This is a genomic window from Nostoc paludosum FACHB-159, assembly GCF_014698835.1.
GTDB lineage: Bacteria > Cyanobacteriota > Cyanobacteriia > Cyanobacteriales > Nostocaceae > Nostoc > Nostoc paludosum.
In genome coordinates this window covers 34,038-52,831 of record NZ_JACJTU010000044.1, presented here as the reverse complement: position 1 = coordinate 52,831, position 18,794 = coordinate 34,038, and the positions used below count along the sequence as shown (strand labels likewise).

Sequence of the window (18,794 nt, the reverse complement as noted above, 5' to 3'; positions counted from 1 at the left end):
AGCGTTGAAAATTACCTATTTAAGCATAAGTGATTTTTACGTTCAGGCGATCGACCCCTTGTAGAGACGCGATTCATCGCGTCTATGATTCATCGCGTCTCCCATTTCCAAAAAAAATTTCTGCTTGGCGTGCATAAAAAACAAAACCCATCGTACATACGCTCAGCAGGGAGAGAGATGCACTTAGCTCAAGTCTAAAAGCAGACTTCTAATTGGTCTTTATCTGATGAAATATTACGCCAGATATAACTTGCTAAAACTAAACAACACAATCTTTAACTTTTACTCAAAGGAATAATTCAAATGGCTCTCTTATTTGGAAGTAACTGGAATGACAACATTATTGGTACTGCTAATACTGATAGTATCTATGGACTAGCAGGAAACGATACCCTAAATCCTGGGTCTGGACTTAATGATTATATAGATGGCGGTACAGGATTCGACTTACTCGTAGCTGACTACACTAATGTCAGCACTCCCTACAGCTTTTCCATCGCTAATATCGAACAAGTTTTGTTCAAAGGTAGCAACAGCGCCGATAGTGTTAGCTTAAACAACACTTATGATACCTTATACGGTAATGGTGGCAATGATACCTTAAACGCAGGATCTTTGGATGATTATCTCAACGGTGGTAGTGGTAGCGACGTTCTCTACGGAGGAGATGGCAACGATACCCTCAATCCTGGGTCTGGACTTAATGATTATATAGATGGCGGCAACGGAGTCGATTTACTCGTAGCCGACTACTCGAACGTCACCGGCGCCTACAGCTTTTCCTACAATAATATCGAAAAAGTTTCCTTCAAAGGCAGTAACAGCGCCGACAATTTTGTCTTCAACAACACCACTGATACTCTATACGGTAATGGTGGCAACGATACGTTGAATGCTGGGGCTTTAGATGACTATCTAAATGGCGGCAGCGGCAATGACTCTCTCTTGGGAGGCACCGGCAGAGATACTATCTATGGCGGTAGTGACAATGATGTTCTCTTAGGTCAGGGCGATAACGATATTCTTTTCGGCGACAGTGGCAATGATTTCCTCAATGGCGGCGAAGGCAATGACGCTCTCTACGGAGGAGATGGCAATGATATCTTAAATGGTCGTAAAGATTACGATTACCTTGTAGGAGGAACTGGAGCCGATACATTTGTCTTCGACACTCTGTATGATGGACTTGATTACATTGCAGACTTTAAGTACTTTGAAGGAGATAAAATTCAGATTTCTAAAATTGGATTTGGTGCCAGTTCTACCAATCAGTTTAGTTATAACAACAGCACAGGTGCTTTGTATTTTGACCAATCTCCATATGATGGTGTCGGAGCGGTGCAATTTGCATCTCTTCAACCCAACTTAGGAATCGGATTTATTCCTAGTCTTGACATCAATTTGGTTTAAAACAGGACTGTAGCAATCAGGTTTGTTTTCTGAACAAAATTAAGTATTTGTAGGTGCGTTAGCGTCTTGCGTAATGCACCTTTCTTAAGTATTTAAAACAACAAAATCCCCGACTTCTTTGAAAAGTCGGGGATCTGAACCCCCTCGATTTTATATTTAAATTGTGGCGTTGCTGATTGAAAATATGAATTTGTCTCACGCAAAGTCGCAAAGGCGCAAAGGTACAAAGAAAAGGAAAGTTAATTTTGGCATTTCATATTCTGATTCTGCAACGCCTAAATTGTTATTTAACAGTTCTTAGCATAGAAAACATGGCAATTGTTTTAAGATTATAAAATTTAACTTCTATTTAGATAGCATCTGTGAGTAAATTACAGTGGATTCTAAGTTAGTCTGGCACTTACCCCCAGAAACTATTCTATTTCTAACTCCTGAAATCTGGTGTCAATTAGCCAGATATCAAGTTCATTCAGCTGTTGCAATACTGCTGGGCGTGTAAATCAATAACTGGTGAGGTTGGCTTTGATATGAAAACTAAAGGAGATAAAATTAAATTTTTCAGGTATGTAAGTGTTTTCAGCCTTGCTGGAGTTTTTGCCTCTGCCATATTTTATTGTGGAAATCATGCATCTGCTCAGATTATCCCCGATGAGACATTAGGCGAATCTCCTTCAAATATTACTCCCAATATCAATATTAAAGGACTTCCCGCAGACCGCATTGATGGCGGCGCAATTCGCGATGCTAATTTATTTCACAGTTTCCGAGAATTCAATGTCAAGGAATCTGGGCGAGTTTATTTTGGCAATCCCACAGGAATTACTAATATTTTCACCAGAGTTACAGGCAATAACATCTCTCAAATTCTCGGTACTTTGGGAGTCGATGGCCCAGCAAATCTATTTTTTCTCAATCCCAATGGCATAATTTTTGGACGGAACGCCAGATTAGATATTGCAGGATCGTTTGTCGCTAGTACTGCTAATAGCGTGATTTTTGCTGATAATATTCGCTTTGGTACAAATGCATCTAACACCACACCACTATTAACTATTACTGCACCGATTGGATTGCAATTAGGAGATTCTCCAGGAAAAATTTTAGTGCAAGGAAATGGTAGGGGTATCAGAAATCAAGACTCCCCTGTAATTGATACTAATGAAGCTTTGCGCGTCCCAACTAATCAAACCTTGGCCTTGGTTGGCGGCGATGTCACCTTTGAAGGTGGGACACTCAAGACAGCTGGCGGCAGAATTGAAGTAGGTAGCGTTGGAACTGGTACAGTTAGCTTGAATCCCGTAGCTAAAGGCTTTTCCTTGGGTTATGAAGGTATTAGCAACTTTCAAGATATTCAGCTATTGAAAGCGACAACCATAGATGCAAGTGGCTCTAGTGGTGGTGAAATTCAAATTCGAGGAAAACGGATAACGCTACAGGGTGGTTCTCAAATTGAAACCACTAGCTTGAATTCTGCACCGGGGGGAAAGTTGACACTAACAGCTTCCGAATTGGTGGAATTAAGTGGAACCACAGCAGATAATCCTCAAGATAACCGTCGAAATCCCACTTCCTTCGCTACTGACAATCGAGCAGCAGGGAATATACCTGGAGAACTCACAATTAATACTCGGCGATTAATTGTTCGTGATGGAGGACGAATATCAGCTAGTTCTATTAATGGGGTGGGAGGAAATATTACTGTCAACGCCTCTGATTCTGTAGAATTAATTGGCACTTTCACCGCAATGGGAGGGCTACGTTCTAGTGGATTATCTGTGCAAACTAGAGGCAGAGGAAATGCTGGCAAATTGACAATTAATACTCAAAATTTGACTATCCAAGATGGAGCCGAGTTATCCGCTTCTACCTTTGGGGCTGGTAATGGCGGAGAAATTGAAATCAATGCTTTAAATGGAGTGAAAGTAATTGGTAGAAGTAGAAATGGTGAGTTGCTTAGCAGAATAGTAGCTGAAGTCGGCGCTAATTCTAGGGAAATCAGCCGTAATGGTGAGTCTATAGTGCCCACAGGTAAAGGGGGAAACCTGAAAATCACCACTGGGCAGCTGAGTGTGACAAATGGTGCAATAGTCACTGTTACTAGTAGAAGTGAATCTCCCAACGCTCAAGGTGCAGGTGAATTGGATGTTATAGCCCGAAATATCTTTCTCGATAACGAGGGACAAATTAGCGCAGCTAGCTTCTCCGGGCAAGGTGGGGATATTAGATTACAGTTGCAAGAATTATTATTACTACGCCAGAAAAGCCGAATTTCCACTAATGCAGGTAACGATCGCTTTGGTGGCGATGGCGGTAACATTATTATCAACAGTCCATTTATTGCTGCTGTTCTTCAAGAAGATAGTGACATCACCGCCAATGCTTTTACTGGTAACGGTGGCAGAGTGGACATTACAGCTAACAGCGTTTTCGGGATTCTACCTCAACAAAGCACAACATTACTAAGCGATATTACTGCCAGTTCGCGATTTGGTATTCAAGGATTTGTAACTGTTAACACACCAGATGTAGATCCTAGTCGTGGCTTAGTAGAGTTACCTGCAAACTTCGTTGATGCTTCTCAAAAAATAACTCAAAGCTGTTCTGCCAGAGGACAAACAGCCGGTCGTTTTATCGCCACAGGACGGGGTGGATTACCTTTAAGTCCTGATGAACCATTGCGGGGGCGGGCAGTGATTACAAATTGGGTAAATTTGCCAGTAGCTACAACAAATAAAATTACCGAGGAAATACCAGAACCTCAACCAATTGTAGAAGCTCAAGAATGGATAACAAGCGATCGCGGTGATATCATGCTTGTGGCTCAAGCTCCACAAACTAATTATTCCACTCCCTATCGCATTCCCTGTAGTCAATAATTTACAGCTTATTTCAGGTAAGCGAACCACATTATTTTTATTTCAAAATGGTAAGTAAATTAGTCGTTTTAAAGATAGGAGAAGGAAGTTTTGAGCAGGGATTTCCTGTCACTATCCAAATTGGCGACGAAAATGCTAGACCAATTGTGGAAATAACAGGCCAACTTCCTCCTAGTCCCGAAATCCCTCGTAACTACCACAGGTGGCAATCGATTTATCGTAATTTAAAGTTGCCATCTCGCCCTATTGCTTTACCAAAACAAATCATCCCAGCCCCTAGCCTAGAAGATTGTCAACAGGTTACGGAGGAATTAAAAGCCAGTTTTAATACTTGGCTATCCTCCGATGGTTTTCGTCCCATCCGCGAAAAATGTCTAGAAAAACTCCTATCTACGGATAAAATTCGCGTACTTTTACAAACCAAAGACTTACGATTACAAAAACTTCCTTGGCATCTTTGGGATTTATTAGAGCGTTATCCTGATGCCGAAATAGCTTTGAGTGCGCCCGCTTACGAACAGGTAAACCGAGTCACCAATACAAGCGATCGCGTTAAAATCTTAGCAATTTTAGGTAACAGTCAAGGAATAGATACACAAGCAGACAAAAAATTGCTGGAGTTGTTACCGAATGCAGACATCACCTTTTTAGTAGAACCCCAATCCCAAGACCTGACGGATCGATTATGGGAGCAGCATTGGCAGATTCTATTTTTTGCCGGACATAGTTCGACAGTGGAAGCCAATCTCACAGGGAAAATCTACATCAATCAAACTGAGAGTTTAACGGTTAGTCAGTTAAAGTATGCGTTGAAAAAAGCAGTACAACGAGGTCTACAGTTAGCGATTTTTAATTCCTGCGATGGCTTGGGATTGGCTTGGGAGTTTGCAGATTTACATATTCCGCAAATCATTGTCATGCGCGAACCAGTACCAGATCGCGTGGCAGAGCAGTTTTTAAAGTACTTTTTGGCAGCCTTCGCAGAGGGTGAATCTTTGTATTTGGCTGTTAGACAGGCACGGGAAAGGTTACAAGCATTGGAAAATCAATTTCCCTGTGCCACTTGGTTACCTGTGATTTGCCAAAATCCGGCGGAGATGCCTTTGACTTGGCATGAATTTTTGAAAAATCCAGCTAATATCCCTAAGCCTGTAAAAACTGTAACGCATCGTTTGGGTTTCTCACTCATGTTATTTTTGAGTATGGCGATCGCTGGACTGTTGATGGGAGTGCGGTATCTCGGCGTATTGCAACCTTTAGAACTTAGCGCCTTTGACCAATTATTGCGATCGCGTCCTCAAGAAAAACCTGATTCACGTCTACTAGTTATAACTATTACAGAAGAAGACGTAGAAGCACAGCCAGCATTAGAACGGCGTGGTTCTCTGTCTGATAAATCACTCGCTCAATTATTAGAAAAATTAGCAATTTATCAACCGCAAGCTATTGGTTTAGATATATACCGTGATAGTGGGGTAAATAAGGATTATCCTCAGTTGCAGAAATGGATGGTTGAAAGCGATCGCTTTGTGAATGTTTGTCGAGTTAGCAATCCCCAAACCGGAAAATCTGGCATTGCACCGCCAAAACAAGTCCCGCTCAAAAATTTGGGGTTTAGTAATACGCTCACAGATGCAGATAATATAGTGCGTCGCCATTATCTAGCCTTAACTCCCCCTCCTGTATCTCCTTGTCAGGCATCTTATTCTTTGAGCGTACAGCTAGCATTGCGTTATCTATATAACAAAGGCATGAAATTGGAATTTACTCCAGATGGGATGTGGCAATTAGGAAAGCTGAGATTTAAGCCATTAGAAGCACATACCGGAGGTTACCAAGGGATTGATGCTTTGGGACACCAAATTTTACTCAATTACCGCTCATCTCCATCACCAAACGCCATCGCACCCCAGATTACATTACAAGATGCGATCGCAGGTAAACTCAATGCCGCAGCAGTGAAAGGCAAAATAATTCTCATTGGTACAACAGCAGAAAGTTTTCATGACGAGTGGCAAACTCCTTTCATCTTGCAAGAAAACTCGCAAGTTATCTCAGGAGTTATTCTGCAAGCACAAATGGTCAGCCAACTGCTAAGTGCAGCCCTAGATGGGCGACCTCTACTTTGGAGTTGGTCAATATGGAGTGAGGCGATTTGGATTTGGTTTTGGTCTGTAATTGGGTGTTTGCTTGCCTGGTATATTCCAAAAGTAGGTTACTTAGTTGTGACAGTGCTAATTGCATTCGTTGTTTTGTATAGTAGTTGCCTAATATTTTTAATTTTATTTAGCGGTTGGATTCCTCTAGTTCCAGCAGTTCTAGCCTTAGGAAGTAGTGCTGTTAGTGTAGTAGTTTTTTTAAATCCTAGCTCAAGGGGAATTGAAGAAGGCAGGAGGCAGGAGGCAGGAGGCAGGAGGCAGGAGGTAGGAGGCAGGAGGTAGGAGGCAGGAGGCAGGAGGCAGAAGGCCGGAGGCAGGAGGTAGGAGGTAGGAGGTAGGAGGCAGGAGGCAGGAGGCAGGAGTGAAGAGGTAAAAGCCGCAGAAACATCTATAGAATTTTCAGGAAATTCCAACTTAGGAAATGTTTTTAACTATTAACGCTTGACTTTTGACAAATGAAAAACTATTGGCAAAAAATCCAATTAACTGCTGCATTGAGTGTAACTTTATTGAGTAGCATCGTCTATTGTCCAGCACTTTGGGCATTGCCAGTCGGTTTAAAAACCGCCTCGATCCAGTTTACCTCACCACCACCACCACCCGACCGAGGAGCAGCAGGCGATCGCGGAGGAGCAGCTAGTCGTGGATGCGGTAGCGGCAATGAATCTCTCATGGCACTAGTTCCCGTTTATGAGCAAGCTGTAAAACAAGAGCAAAAACAAGCAATTTCTGTTACCAAAGTTTGGGGTTTAACAACTGTTACACATCCGACATTTTGGTTTTTTGTTCCATATAACAAATCATCGATCGCAGCGATCGAGTTTGTCATTAAAGATGAGTCTAATAAACCGAGTCAAACTATATACCGAACAGCGATAAATTCCCCATCGAATCCAGGAATTATTAGTGTTAGTTTGCCAGAAACTACTACAGCTTTAGAAGTGGGCAAAATGTACCACTGGTTCTTCAAAGTGAAAGTCAACTGCAACAACCAACAACCAGCAGAATTAGAATATGTTGAGGGATGGGTGGAAAGAGTTAAACCTACTTCTAGCCTTGCAGAAGCTATCAAGCAGGCAACACCTCAGCAGCAAGTAGTACTGTATGCAGAAAATGGCATTTGGCACGATGCTTTAAATAGTATGGCAAAACTTCGTTTAGACAAGCCAAAAGATGCATCTGTTATGGCTGACTGGACAAGTTTACTCAAGTCAGTAGGTCTAGAAAAATTAGCACAACAGCCCCTAATATCAATTCAAAATTAAAAAAGCTTTATCTACAAAGTACATGGCTAGGGGCACGATATATTGTGGTCTTGCAGAGAAGTAATGGCGATCGCGTGGGGTGAAATGTGACGACGGCGAATTCTGCCGGAATCGTTTGACTTTCTAGCAGGCATGTTTTAAAAGCTCTTTTAGCAAGGTGTATCTTTTTATCACGTATTCAAATGTTTCCTTAAATTTATCAACCAGTTTGGGGTTTAATAAAAGAATTTTTGATTAAGTGGTTTATTTTATCAATTGCTATCTCTATTCCTTGTTCAGCAAGAGGTGATAGATTCTCACCAAATTCAAAGTTCACTCCTGGCACCGTCACCCACCAAGCTTGCGGACAATAACCGTAAATAACTTTTGTGAGAGCAAGAAGCGATCGCGGATCGGCTGTATGTCCGGCGATGGCAGTGGAAGAGTTGGGTAAAAGCGATTGTACTTGTACCTGGGAACTTTCGGACGCTAAACAAGCATCTATAAAGATTGCCAATTCAGTATTTGCCAAAACTTCAGCAAGCTCAGGGGTGAGTTGGTGAACAGCAATAGATTTCGTATTTGATAACTGCAACGCCTTAGCTACTCGTTGACCAATGCCATCATCACTACGCAATTCATTACCGTAACCAATCACTATTAATGCCTTGTTCATGGTTTGAGTATTCATACCATTTTGAGAAGGATAAGTAATTATTTTTTGTAATTTAAAGCTTTTAAAACTTTGTCAAAGAAAGTGATGTTTCCTAATCTCGCCAAATTTCGTTTACAACATTTCCATCTTGCCCAACCAATTGAATATGCAAAGGCATTTGCCCGGCCGCATGAGTTGAACAACTTAAACAAGGGTCAAAAGCTCGAATTCCTGCCTCAACACGGTTTAACATACCTTCAGCAATTTCTGAACCATGAATAAAATGTCGGGCAATCTGAGCTACTGTTCGATTCATCGCTAGATTATTCTGACCTGTGGCAATTACTAAATTTACCTTCAGAAGTAACCCATTTTCATCTACTTGATAATGGTGAAATAATGTACCGCGTGGTGCTTCACTACAACCAACTGCTTCTAATTGATTAATGCCAGCCTCAGCCCGTAATTTAGTAGACATTAAATCTGGGTCATCCATCATAATTTCTATGCGTTCAATGCAAGCCAAAATTTCAATTAATCTGGCGTAGTGATAGAAAAATGATGATGTAACTGTACCTTTGCCGTAATCTCTAAACTCTCGTAATTCTGCATCAGCTAAAGGGGTGCCAATATGGCTACAAATATTTAGACGTGCTAGAGGCCCTACCCGATAAATACCACTATCCAAACGACAATAGTCGTTCTGATCGGGATAACCCAAAGGACGATAGTAAGGAGATTTTAAATAAGAATCCGGTTGAACCGCTTCACCGATAAATTCTTGATAACGAGTTGGATCGAGTTTATCAGCAATGATATTCCCTGCACTATCTACAAAACGAATATATCCGTCGTAATTTTCCCACAAACCATCAGGAGTGACTAACCCCATAAATAAGCTCGGAAAATTCCCAAAGGTTTGCACTTCTTTTTCATAATTATTGAGTAAGCTTTTAAATCTACCCAGTGCATCTAATATCCTGGTGCGTGCTTCTGGAATGCGGTTCTGAATATGGGTGTGTCCTTCTGCTGATAAGGGTTCGCGGACACCACCAGGAACCGCCCAAGATGGGTGTATCTTTCGTCCTCCCAATTGTTCAATAATCTCTTGTCCAAATTGACGCAAACGGATTCCTCCACGCGCCAGTTCTGGTTCAGCTGCTATTAAGCCAAAGACATTACGTTTTTCGGGATCGCTATCCATTCCTAATAATAAATCTGGGGCGCTGAGGTGGAAGAAACTCAGGGCGTGGGATTGGATAATTTGTCCTAAATTCATTAAACGGCGCAGTTTTTCAGCAGCTTTGGGAATTGTAACCGCAAGAATGCGATCGCCAGCCTTCGCTGATGCTAACAAATGACTCACCGGACAAATTCCACAAATCCGCGCCGTAATTCCTGGCATTTCCCACAGCGGACGACCTTCACAAAACTTTTCAAATCCGCGAAATTCTGTGACATGAAAGCGAGCATCGCTCACTTGTCCTGTATCGTCCAAATAAATACTAATTTTGGCATGTCCTTCAATGCGGGTAACTGGATCAATGATTACTTTTTTCATAATGATTTTGCTGCCTAGCTGAGAGGTTGTTTTAAAAGTAGTTCGCTGTGATTTTAGGCACTTTTAGATCCCCCCTAACCCCCCTTAAAAAAAGGGGGGAACCGGAATCAAAGTCTCCCAATTTATCGGAAGATTTAGAGGGATCTAAAACTTTTGATACCGACAAGAGGACTTTTCAAACATCCTCTAAGATAGGTTTAAATCAAGTACACTCGTTCTGAATGGGAACCGATATAATAGATAGTTGGACAGAATTAAACGTAAAATGCTAACTAGTAAAATCAGCTTTTAACTTTTGCTTCCTGGCTTCTACTTATTGGGTTTTAATCTCAAAATCGCTAGCTAAAATACGCATTAGTGGTTCTTCTAGCCAAGGCGACCAAAAAGCATAGCACACAAGCTTTTCAGTATGCTTTTCTGATAGCTTCTTAGCTCGTTCGATGAAAGGATCATTTAAGCTAACTGTCCATTTACTCAGTTCGGCATTCTGAATATTGAACATCTCAACTCCAGCGACATCTCTAAACACAAGCGTCAAATCTTTTTCATCATCAGTCTGAAAACTAACATATAGTCTTCCATTAACTAAAGATATTTCACCAACTTTGCCATCTATTAACTGGAAACTTCCCAATTTTTCAGATGATTTTTTTGAATTTTTTGAATTGATTAAATCGTTCATCATAGTTGTATATTTTCCTCGAATTGCTCCTGCTCTAAGTAAGAAACTTAATATATTGTCGAGCTTACCCACTACACCAAGTGTTATAAATACTTTTGGCTTCTGGATATTCATCGCAGTATTCTTCAAAAGCTGTTTTGACGACTTTCTCTGCTCGTTGATGCGCTATTTCAGCTTGTAATTCCTCGATGACATCCCAAGCCGCGGCACATTCTTCTGAACGGATGCCTTTTTGAGCGCAAACAGCACGAGCTTTTTTAATTTCATCTTGAAGTTGTTGTTCTAGCAGAATACTGTGGGGTAATTCAAGAAAGTTACTATTAGCTAAAATGTCAGCTAGAGAAATGATACCGATTAATTCACCCTGAATAACAGGCGCTCTCTGTAAATTATGGTCAGCAAATAATCGTGCTACGTATTCTAAGCCAAGGTCAGGATTGACAACGATACAAGGCTTAGTCATCACTTCATAAACACGTACTCTACATGGATCTTTACCATAAGCAATCACTTTATATACAATATCGCTTTCGGTAATAATGCCGTAGGCATCCTGTTCATGGCGACGATCTACAATCAGCGCTTTCCAATCTCTTGCCTTTAAAAGACTAACTGCTTCAGCCACTGTTGCTGAACTGCGAATTGTAGCAACATCTTTAGTCATAACGTCAGATGCTTTCAACATAATGTTCTCCAAATTTTTCATAATGCTGACACTACACAATGTGGAATAATTTGAGATTTGAGTAATCGGATTGAAGAAGAATTCAGGAGTCAGAATTCTGTTTGAGAAATTATTTTCATCAATTTAGCGTGTAGGTTAATAACTGATATTTTAATCATTGCTAAAAATGCGATCGCTCTAGATTTTTTGGTGATTGCCTTGCTGTATCATGCAATCGCATCCATTTAAAAGCAGCAATATTTAGTAATAAACCTACAAGGAATAAAAAGGCCATTAAGGCTATTTGATACCAGAGAATTGGCTGGACAAATAAATCTAAAATTAAATGTAATAGGTTCATGATGGTGTAAAAGATGGTTACACCAAAATGAATCATTCGATAACGCTTTAAATCAGTAAAAGCACTGGCAATTATTCCTACCATTGGGATCGCAAAAAAGCCCAACATCAACCACATAATTGCAGAAATATCATTAATATTTCTAGCTTTTTGAGATTCGACAACAGATAAGCCGTGAAAAAGCGGCATTAAACCTAGTTGCGTATGAAACAGTGTTCCTAATAAAAATACTGTCCAAAGAGCAATGATTCTTTCCCGATAATTAACTGCCATAAGCATAATTTGGGGGTTGTGGATTGGGGACTGGGGAGATGGACGCTATTCGCCAGTCCCCTTTACCTTAGATAAAGAATCTGAGTAACTTGTGAAGTTAACCAAACTTGATAAATTCACGTCCTTGTAGCAGCGGTTTTTCTCCTCTTAACAGTGGTTCTAATACTGCTTTAATCCGAGTTGCATTAGGTGGACAGCCTGGTAAATAAATATCAACTGGTACTACTGTATGCACTGGTATGACTTTATCTAATAAAGTTGGTACAATACCGGGTTCATGGGGAATTGTGGCGTGAATATCAACTGCTTCGATATAACAACGTTGAAGAACTCTTTCAGCACTACCTAGAGGATTGCGTAAAGCAGTAACATTACCTGTGACAGCACAATCGCCAAAAGATACAAGAATTTGCGATCGCTCTCTTACAATCTGAATCATTTCTAGGTGTTCATCATTGGCAACTGCACCCTCAACTAACACCACATCCACTCCTTGGGGGTATTCTTTAACATCAGCAAAAGGACTAAAAACTAAATCTACTTGTTGTGCTAAATCAATCAGCCATTCATCCAAATCGAGAAAAGACATGTGACAGCCAGAACAGCCACCTAGCCAAACCGTTGCTAATTTTAAACGAGTCACGTCGCTTCGCTCCAAATTCAAAATTCAAAATTAAAAATTAAAAATTAAAGACACCCATAAATCAATTTAGTTGCTCTGTACCCTTTTCATTTTTGGTCATTTTATTTTTATAAATTTTGATATTAACATTAGGATTTGAGTGCAATTTCTTGCCATTCCTGTACTACGTATTCTGGAATTGAAATATTAATCAACTGTTGTTTACCTACAGGTATACCAATCAACAATTCTTGAGTTGGTAATTGAGTTAAAACGTCTTTGAACTCATACTGACCGATGGTTGGTGCTGGGGCTTCATCTATAAAAATATCTGGAGCGGTCAATACTTTACCTGTATCAGTAGTAATTTTTAATGGTAAGGGATGGCGAAGTTCCTGAGAACCAGGAAATCCCACTAATCGGAGATTTATTGAAGATGTTTTCTTGCTATTTGAATCAATTCGCTTAAACAGAACAACTTGCCAATAATTTCCTAAATTATCATTCAATTTTTGCTGTGAGCGATAAACTATTTCTCCTGGTGCTTCTTCTAATTGAATAACAGCAGCAATCACCTGTTGAGATGTAAAGCTTGCTAAACCCAGGTATATATATATTGTTAATATTCCCAGCAATAAAAGCCACCAAAAGATTTTTAAAATGCGGCGTAACATTAGTTTTACCTCCTTGTGCTAATTTCCGATCGCCAGCTAAACAAGCCATTGGTGTTTCTCCCTTGCTGTAACCAAAAAATCAAGTTTGGCGCGATCGTGTTTCATTTCACCGACGCTGGAACCTTTGTCAAAAAGCGCACCTGTAGGGCAAGCATTGACGCATTTGCCGCAGGAAGTACAAGTATCTGAGGTTCCCCAAGGTTGATTTAAATCCGTGATGACATGGGAATTTGTCCCTCTACCCGCCATATCCCAAGTGTGCGCTCCTTCGATTTCGTCACAAACACGCACACAGCGAGTGCAAAGAACACAACGGTTATGGTCAATGCCAAAGCGATCGTGAGAAACATCAACTTTGCGATTAGGATATTGATAATCCAACCGCACATGATCCATACCCATTTCAATTGCTAAATCTTGCAATTCGCAATTACCATTAGCAACGCATACCGAGCAAATGTGATTGCCTTCAGCAAATAGCATTTCTACAATTGTGCGACGATATTTTTGTAGGCGATCGCTATTTGTTTGCACTTCCATACCTTCAGTAACTTTCGTCACACAAGCAGGTTGCAATTTATTACTACCAGCAATTTCTATCAAACAAAGCCGACAAGCGCCAACATCTCCAACTCCTTCTAAATGACACAAAGTCGGAATGTGAATCCCTGCATCCTGCGCTGCTTGCAGAATGGTTTCCTCCTCACGGGCACTAATAAGTTTGTCGTTGATTGTTAAAGTTTTGACTGACATTGCCTCTAGCCTCAATCAGAATTAGCTTTTCGCTTCTAGAATGCCGTGTGCCTTAATTTATAGATAAATACTTTGAGGAACTTGTGAAGATCACAAATCATGAAGCTAGTGATTTTACAAAAAAGTTTGTGGTAATTTTGTTGGTATTACCGTCGGTTAACAAAATTAAAGTTAATTAGCTTTGTAACAATCATAGCTATAAAATCCAGCAATTTAAGGGGCAACGCAATTCAAAACATTTGCTGGGATTGCGACCATACATGTTTGCCAAATACTAAGCATTTAAACTAAATTATTACCTCAATCCCAAGAGGTATTTTATGAGCAATTGGTATCAATTGAATTCTCCAGAAGTGCTGCAACAACTAGGCAGCAATATGTCAGAAGGTCTCAGCCAAGAACAGGCAAATCATCATCTGAGATTACATGGTTACAATGAATTGGCTGAACAGGATATCAAAAAACCTTGGGCGATCCTGTGGGAACAATTGACTGAAACTTTAGTAATAATTCTGATTTTTGCTGCTATTGTCTCGGGGATCTTGGGAGACTACAAAGATGCAATCGGGATCGTTGCAATTGTTGTGTTAATTGCTTTGTTGGGATTCACCCAAGAGTACCGGGCACAAAAAGCGATCGCCACTCTCAAAAAGCTATCAGTGCCCACAGTCAAAGTCCGTCGCAGTGGGTGTGTAGCAGAAATCTCCGCTCGTCAACTTGTACCAGGGGATATTGTGGAACTGGAGGCTGGGGATTTAGTACCAGCAGACTGCCGCTTGCTAAATAGCTTCCACCTACGGACACAGGAAGCAGCCCTCACCGGTGAATCAGAGTCGGTAGATAAAGACCCAAAAGCACTGCCTAGAGATGATTTGCCTCTTAGGGCTAGGCAGAACATGGTTTATATGGGAACGGACATCACCTATGGGCAAGCTCTGGCTGTAGTTACCGAAACCGGGATGAAAACCGAGTTTGGCCGCGTCGCCGCCATGATCCAAACGGTGGAGCCAGAACCAACCCCACTACAACGACGACTAGATCAGCTAGGAAAGATTTTGGCGATCGCATCTTTAGTCCTTGTGGCTGTCATCTTTGTTTTGGGACTGCTCAGGGGAGAGGATATCAAGTTGATGTTCTTGACCGCAATTACCCTAGTTGTGGCAGCTTTACCCGAAGGATTACCAGCAGTAGTAACTATTGCTTTGGCTTTAGGCGCACAGCAGTTACTCAAACGACGGGCACTGATCCGCAAATTACCAGCTGTCGAAACCTTGGGATCGGTGACGGTGATTTGCTCCGGTAAGACCGGCACCCTAACTGAGAATCGCATGACTGTCACAGTGTTGGATGTAGCTGGGTCTAGATTAGATCTAACTGCATCCCTACGTTCTTACACACCATCTGAAGAAAGACCTTCTCTACTCAGTCAGCCGCCTGCCCTGTCTTTACTATTAGCTGCCAGTACTCTATGCAATGATGCCCGCTTAGAGGCAGACACAAATGAGCCGCACTCCTTCCATGTCGTGGGAGACCCTACGGAGGGTGCTTTAGTAGCCGCCGCCGCTCGTCAAGGACTTTGGAAAACTGAATTAGAACAGACTCTCCCCCGTGTAGCTGAGATTCCCTACGACTCTGAGCGGCAACGAATGACTACAGTACACCAATTCTCTGTAGAGTTATCCCAAATCCCCCTAGCGCTAGAGACAGTTTGGCACTGGAACCAAGGCAATGGAAAATCTCCCGACCTTGCTTTTACTAAGGGTGCAGTAGATAGACTGCTAGATATTTCTTCTCATGTTTGGGTAAATGGGCGGACTGAGCCTCTGAACAAGAAGTGGCACAAACGAATTTCTGCAACCTACAACCAGTTAATCAACAATGGTCTACGTGTTTTGGGTGTTGCATTTCGATTTGACGCATCCTCTGGCAACTCAGAGCAAGACCTGACTTTCATCGGTTTAGTAGGGATGAACGATCCAGCGCGACCCCAAGCGCGGGAAGCTGTATTAACTTGTAAAACGGCTGGTATCCGTCCGGTGATGATTACTGGCGACCATCCCTTGACATCACAGCACATTGCTCGTGAGCTAGGTATTGCTATTGACCACCAGATTTTAACTGGTGAAGATTTGGCTCGTTTGTCTCCTGCGGAATTAGAACAGCAACTTGAAAAGGTGTCAGTTTATGCCAGGGTTTCACCACAGCAAAAATTTGACATCGTGCAAGCTCTACAAAAGCAGGGGCAGATTGTCGCCATGACTGGCGATGGCGTGAATGATGCGCCTGCCCTAAAGGCGGCTGACATTGGTATAGCTATGGGCATTAGGGGTACTGACATTGCTAAAGAGGCAGCCGATATGGTGCTGCTAGATGACAACTTCGCTACCATCGTTGCTGCCGTCAAAGAAGGACGGGTAATTTATGACAACATCCGCAAGTTCATCAAATACCTCTTAAGTAGCAATTCTGGAGAACTGTGGGTAATGCTGCTAGCTCCTTTTTTCGGTATGCCATTGCCATTATTACCACTCCAGATTCTCTGGATTAATCTAACTACCGATGGTTTACCAGCCCTGGCATTGAGCCTAGAACCAGCAGAACGGGGCATCATGAAGCGATCGCCCTACAACCCCAACGAGAATATCTTTGGCCGCGGAATGGGTCGGGACATTATTTGGGTAGGTTTACTCATGGGTTTTGTATCTCTTGGTACGGGTTACTGTTATTGGCGCATCCACCACCCAGGCTGGCAAACAATGGTGTTTACCGTCCTCACCCTCTCACAAATGGGCAATGCCTTAGCCATTCGCTCTGAGCGAGATTCGCTGTTTCGCATTGGTCTGCTTTCTAATAAGCCACTATTGGCAGCAGTTACCCTCACTCTGGGATTACAATTGCTGGTCATTTATGTACCTTGGTTACAAAGGCTTTTTACAACAGTCACCCTATCAACTAGAGATTTAGTCCTCAGTTTGGCTCTAAGTAGCGTAGTTTTCTGGGCTATAGAGCTAGAAAAGCGGTTGAATCGTCAAAATAATTCGTAATTCGTAATTCGTAACGAAGGTCATAGCCCCTCAATTTATTGATGGAGATAAAAAACATTATTCCTTTTTTTCAAGCTGACTTTTCACGTCATGTGGAAAAGCTAACGTGAAACCTAACCCCCCAGCCCCCTTCCTTACAAGGGAAGAGAGAGAATTCAAAGCCTCTCTCCTGCGAGGAGAGAGGTTTTCCAGATCCCGTGAAAAGTCAGTTTTTCAAGCCCACGACTTGAGTCGTGGGGTAAAAATTACGAATTACGAATTACGAATTACGAATTATTCGGTCAATCTATTATATAAATCCCCAACTTTCATGAATTTTTCTACACAAAGGTATATGTAGAAGATGATTAATTCTCCAACATCTACAACTGCCTCTAATGTTGATCCACAAACAATCTTGCACGCACAAGTTAGGGGTTTTTATTATGGAAAGTCCTTAGCTTTACGTAATATTGACCTCCCCATCTACAAAAACCAGATTACGGCGTTTATTGGCCCTTCTGGCTGTGGAAAAAGTACCTTGCTTCGTTGTTTTAATCGTTTAAATGACATGATTCCTGAGACTCGCCTAGATGGTCAAATCCTCTTTAAAAGTCGTAATGTTTATCATCCTCAAGAAGATGCACTGTTACTTCGCCGACACATTGGCATGGTCTTCCAAAAGCCGAATCCCTTTCCCAAATCCATTTATGACAACGTTGCTTTTGCTCCTCGTATTCATGGATTACGAGGAGATTTAGATGAATTGGTAGAGCGGTCATTACGTCAAGCCGCTCTTTGGGATGAAGTGAAAGATAAGTTAAAACAAAACGCTTTGAAGCTCTCAGGTGGACAACAGCAAAGGTTGTGTATTGCGCGATCGCTAGCTATACAACCGGAGGTAATACTGATGGATGAACCCTGTTCTGCTCTCGATCCCATTACTGCCAGTCAGATTGAAGAGTTGATGAAGCAGCTCAAGGAACACACCACAATTATAATTGTCACCCATAATATGCAGCAGGCAGCACGACTTTCGCAGATGACAGCATTCTTCAACCTGGAAATGCAAGAAGGAAGCACGACTGGAGAACTAGTGGAATATGACCACTCTCCTGTAATTTTCCAACAACCAAAGAATCATGTTACCCAGCAATATGTAAATGGTTATTTTGGTTGAAGCAACTATAACAATAGTATGTATTTAGTCTATTTTTTATACAAAAAATATTTAGAAATTTCTGATAAATCTCAACTCATAAGCATGGCAATAATTGGATTATCACTCTATGTCAATAGAGAATAAAATCGATATTTATTTATATAGAAAATGACAAAAAATGATAATATATTTTCTGATTTTTGCTATTTATTTCACTTGAATAAGATATGATAAAGATGTAGGAAACTAGGGGGTAAAAATCCTATGTCACTGAAAATAGTACCAGAATTTGAACAAGTAGTTGAAGGGCTTGGTGTTCCTGGCATTGCTGCAATAGTTCTTCTACCTGTGCTCATTCCAGCCGTGGGAGGTTTTGGTAAGTCTTTAACCAAGGCAACTGTCAAAGGTGGAATTGTCCTCTATGAAAAGGGCAAAGGAGTAATCGCAGAAGTTGGTGAAACCTTTGAGGATATTATTGCTGAAGCAAAGGCTGAACTTGCTGAAGAACACACAAAGGATATGGAAACTACTTCAATACAAGGGGAGGCTAGCTAATTTCCGTGCAAAATCATAAAAGTTACTTGAGGGATGGATAAGATATTCATCCCTTTTTTGATTCATAATATTCTGCTTATACCAATTGAAAAAATCTTTGCAACACATCAAAAATCTGTA

At 41.3% G+C, this 18,794-nt stretch carries 15 protein-coding genes; 7 read left to right on the top strand and 8 right to left on the bottom strand.

What is annotated here, in order from left to right; all coding sequences use genetic code 11:
• Positions 1–303 precede the first annotated feature (303 nt).
• The 4 genes from H6H03_RS30255 (at position 304) to H6H03_RS30240 (ending at position 7,710) form a co-directional block, all read left to right on the top strand.
• Positions 304–1,410, top strand: coding sequence for a calcium-binding protein (locus H6H03_RS30255; RefSeq protein WP_190958753.1), 1,107 nt, complete (start codon positions 304–306; stop codon positions 1,408–1,410).
• Positions 1,411–1,937: 527 nt separating this feature from the next.
• Positions 1,938–4,286 (top strand): two-partner secretion domain-containing protein, encoded by a 2,349-nt coding sequence (locus H6H03_RS30250; protein WP_190958742.1) that lies wholly within the window; start codon positions 1,938–1,940, stop codon positions 4,284–4,286.
• Between the two features lie 47 nt (positions 4,287–4,333).
• Positions 4,334–6,727 carry a CHASE2 domain-containing protein gene (locus H6H03_RS30245; protein WP_190958741.1) on the top strand — a complete coding sequence of 798 codons (2,394 nt, stop codon included), beginning with the start codon at positions 4,334–4,336 and terminating at the stop codon, positions 6,725–6,727.
• A gap of 173 nt (positions 6,728–6,900) precedes the next feature.
• Positions 6,901–7,710 (top strand): DUF928 domain-containing protein, encoded by an 810-nt coding sequence (locus H6H03_RS30240; RefSeq protein ID WP_190958740.1) that lies wholly within the window; start codon positions 6,901–6,903, stop codon positions 7,708–7,710.
• Between the two features lie 199 nt (positions 7,711–7,909).
• Here the strand turns inward: H6H03_RS30240 and H6H03_RS30235 are convergent, their stop codons facing one another.
• From H6H03_RS30235 to hoxU, 8 genes are all read right to left on the bottom strand, one after another.
• Positions 7,910–8,365, bottom strand: a complete 456-nt coding sequence (locus tag H6H03_RS30235) for a hydrogenase maturation protease (protein ID WP_190958752.1) — start codon at positions 8,363–8,365, stop codon at positions 7,910–7,912.
• Between the two features lie 91 nt (positions 8,366–8,456).
• Positions 8,457–9,905, bottom strand: a complete 1,449-nt coding sequence (locus H6H03_RS30230) for a Ni/Fe hydrogenase subunit alpha (RefSeq protein ID WP_199339136.1) — start codon at positions 9,903–9,905, stop codon at positions 8,457–8,459.
• Between the two features lie 313 nt (positions 9,906–10,218).
• Positions 10,219–10,701: a hypothetical protein gene (locus tag H6H03_RS30225; RefSeq protein WP_242058053.1), complete on the bottom strand. Its 483-nt coding sequence runs from the start codon at positions 10,699–10,701 to the stop codon at positions 10,219–10,221.
• A complete protein-coding gene (locus H6H03_RS30220; protein ID WP_190958739.1) occupies positions 10,652–11,272 on the bottom strand; it encodes a CP12 domain-containing protein in 621 nt (206 codons plus the stop codon). The genes H6H03_RS30225 and H6H03_RS30220 overlap by 50 nt, the downstream gene beginning before the upstream one ends.
• A gap of 160 nt (positions 11,273–11,432) precedes the next feature.
• Positions 11,433–11,885 (bottom strand): hypothetical protein, encoded by a 453-nt coding sequence (locus H6H03_RS30215; protein WP_190958738.1) that lies wholly within the window; start codon positions 11,883–11,885, stop codon positions 11,433–11,435.
• Positions 11,886–11,982: 97 nt separating this feature from the next.
• Positions 11,983–12,528 carry an NADH-quinone oxidoreductase subunit B family protein gene (locus tag H6H03_RS30210; RefSeq protein WP_190958737.1) on the bottom strand — a complete coding sequence of 182 codons (546 nt, stop codon included), beginning with the start codon at positions 12,526–12,528 and terminating at the stop codon, positions 11,983–11,985.
• 128 nt (positions 12,529–12,656) lie between these two features.
• Positions 12,657–13,181, bottom strand: coding sequence for a DUF3122 domain-containing protein (locus tag H6H03_RS30205; RefSeq protein WP_190958736.1), 525 nt, complete (start codon positions 13,179–13,181; stop codon positions 12,657–12,659).
• A 36-nt stretch (positions 13,182–13,217) separates the two neighbouring features.
• Entirely contained in the window at positions 13,218–13,934 is a 717-nt protein-coding gene (gene hoxU / locus H6H03_RS30200; protein WP_190958735.1) for a bidirectional hydrogenase complex protein HoxU, read from the bottom strand.
• A gap of 320 nt (positions 13,935–14,254) precedes the next feature.
• Here hoxU and H6H03_RS30195 point away from each other — a divergent pair, with 320 nt between their 5' ends.
• The 3 genes from H6H03_RS30195 to H6H03_RS30185 all read left to right on the top strand — a co-directional run bounded on the left by H6H03_RS30195 (position 14,255) and on the right by H6H03_RS30185 (position 18,674).
• Positions 14,255–16,978 (top strand): cation-translocating P-type ATPase, encoded by a 2,724-nt coding sequence (locus tag H6H03_RS30195; protein WP_190958734.1) that lies wholly within the window; start codon positions 14,255–14,257, stop codon positions 16,976–16,978.
• A gap of 343 nt (positions 16,979–17,321) precedes the next feature.
• Positions 17,322–18,137, top strand: coding sequence for a phosphate ABC transporter ATP-binding protein PstB (pstB, locus tag H6H03_RS30190; protein ID WP_190958733.1), 816 nt, complete (start codon positions 17,322–17,324; stop codon positions 18,135–18,137).
• Positions 18,138–18,383: 246 nt separating this feature from the next.
• On the top strand, positions 18,384–18,674 hold the full coding sequence (locus tag H6H03_RS30185) for a DUF5132 domain-containing protein (RefSeq protein WP_190958732.1): 291 nt from the start codon (positions 18,384–18,386) through the stop codon (positions 18,672–18,674).
• The last annotated feature ends 120 nt before the right edge of the window (positions 18,675–18,794 follow it).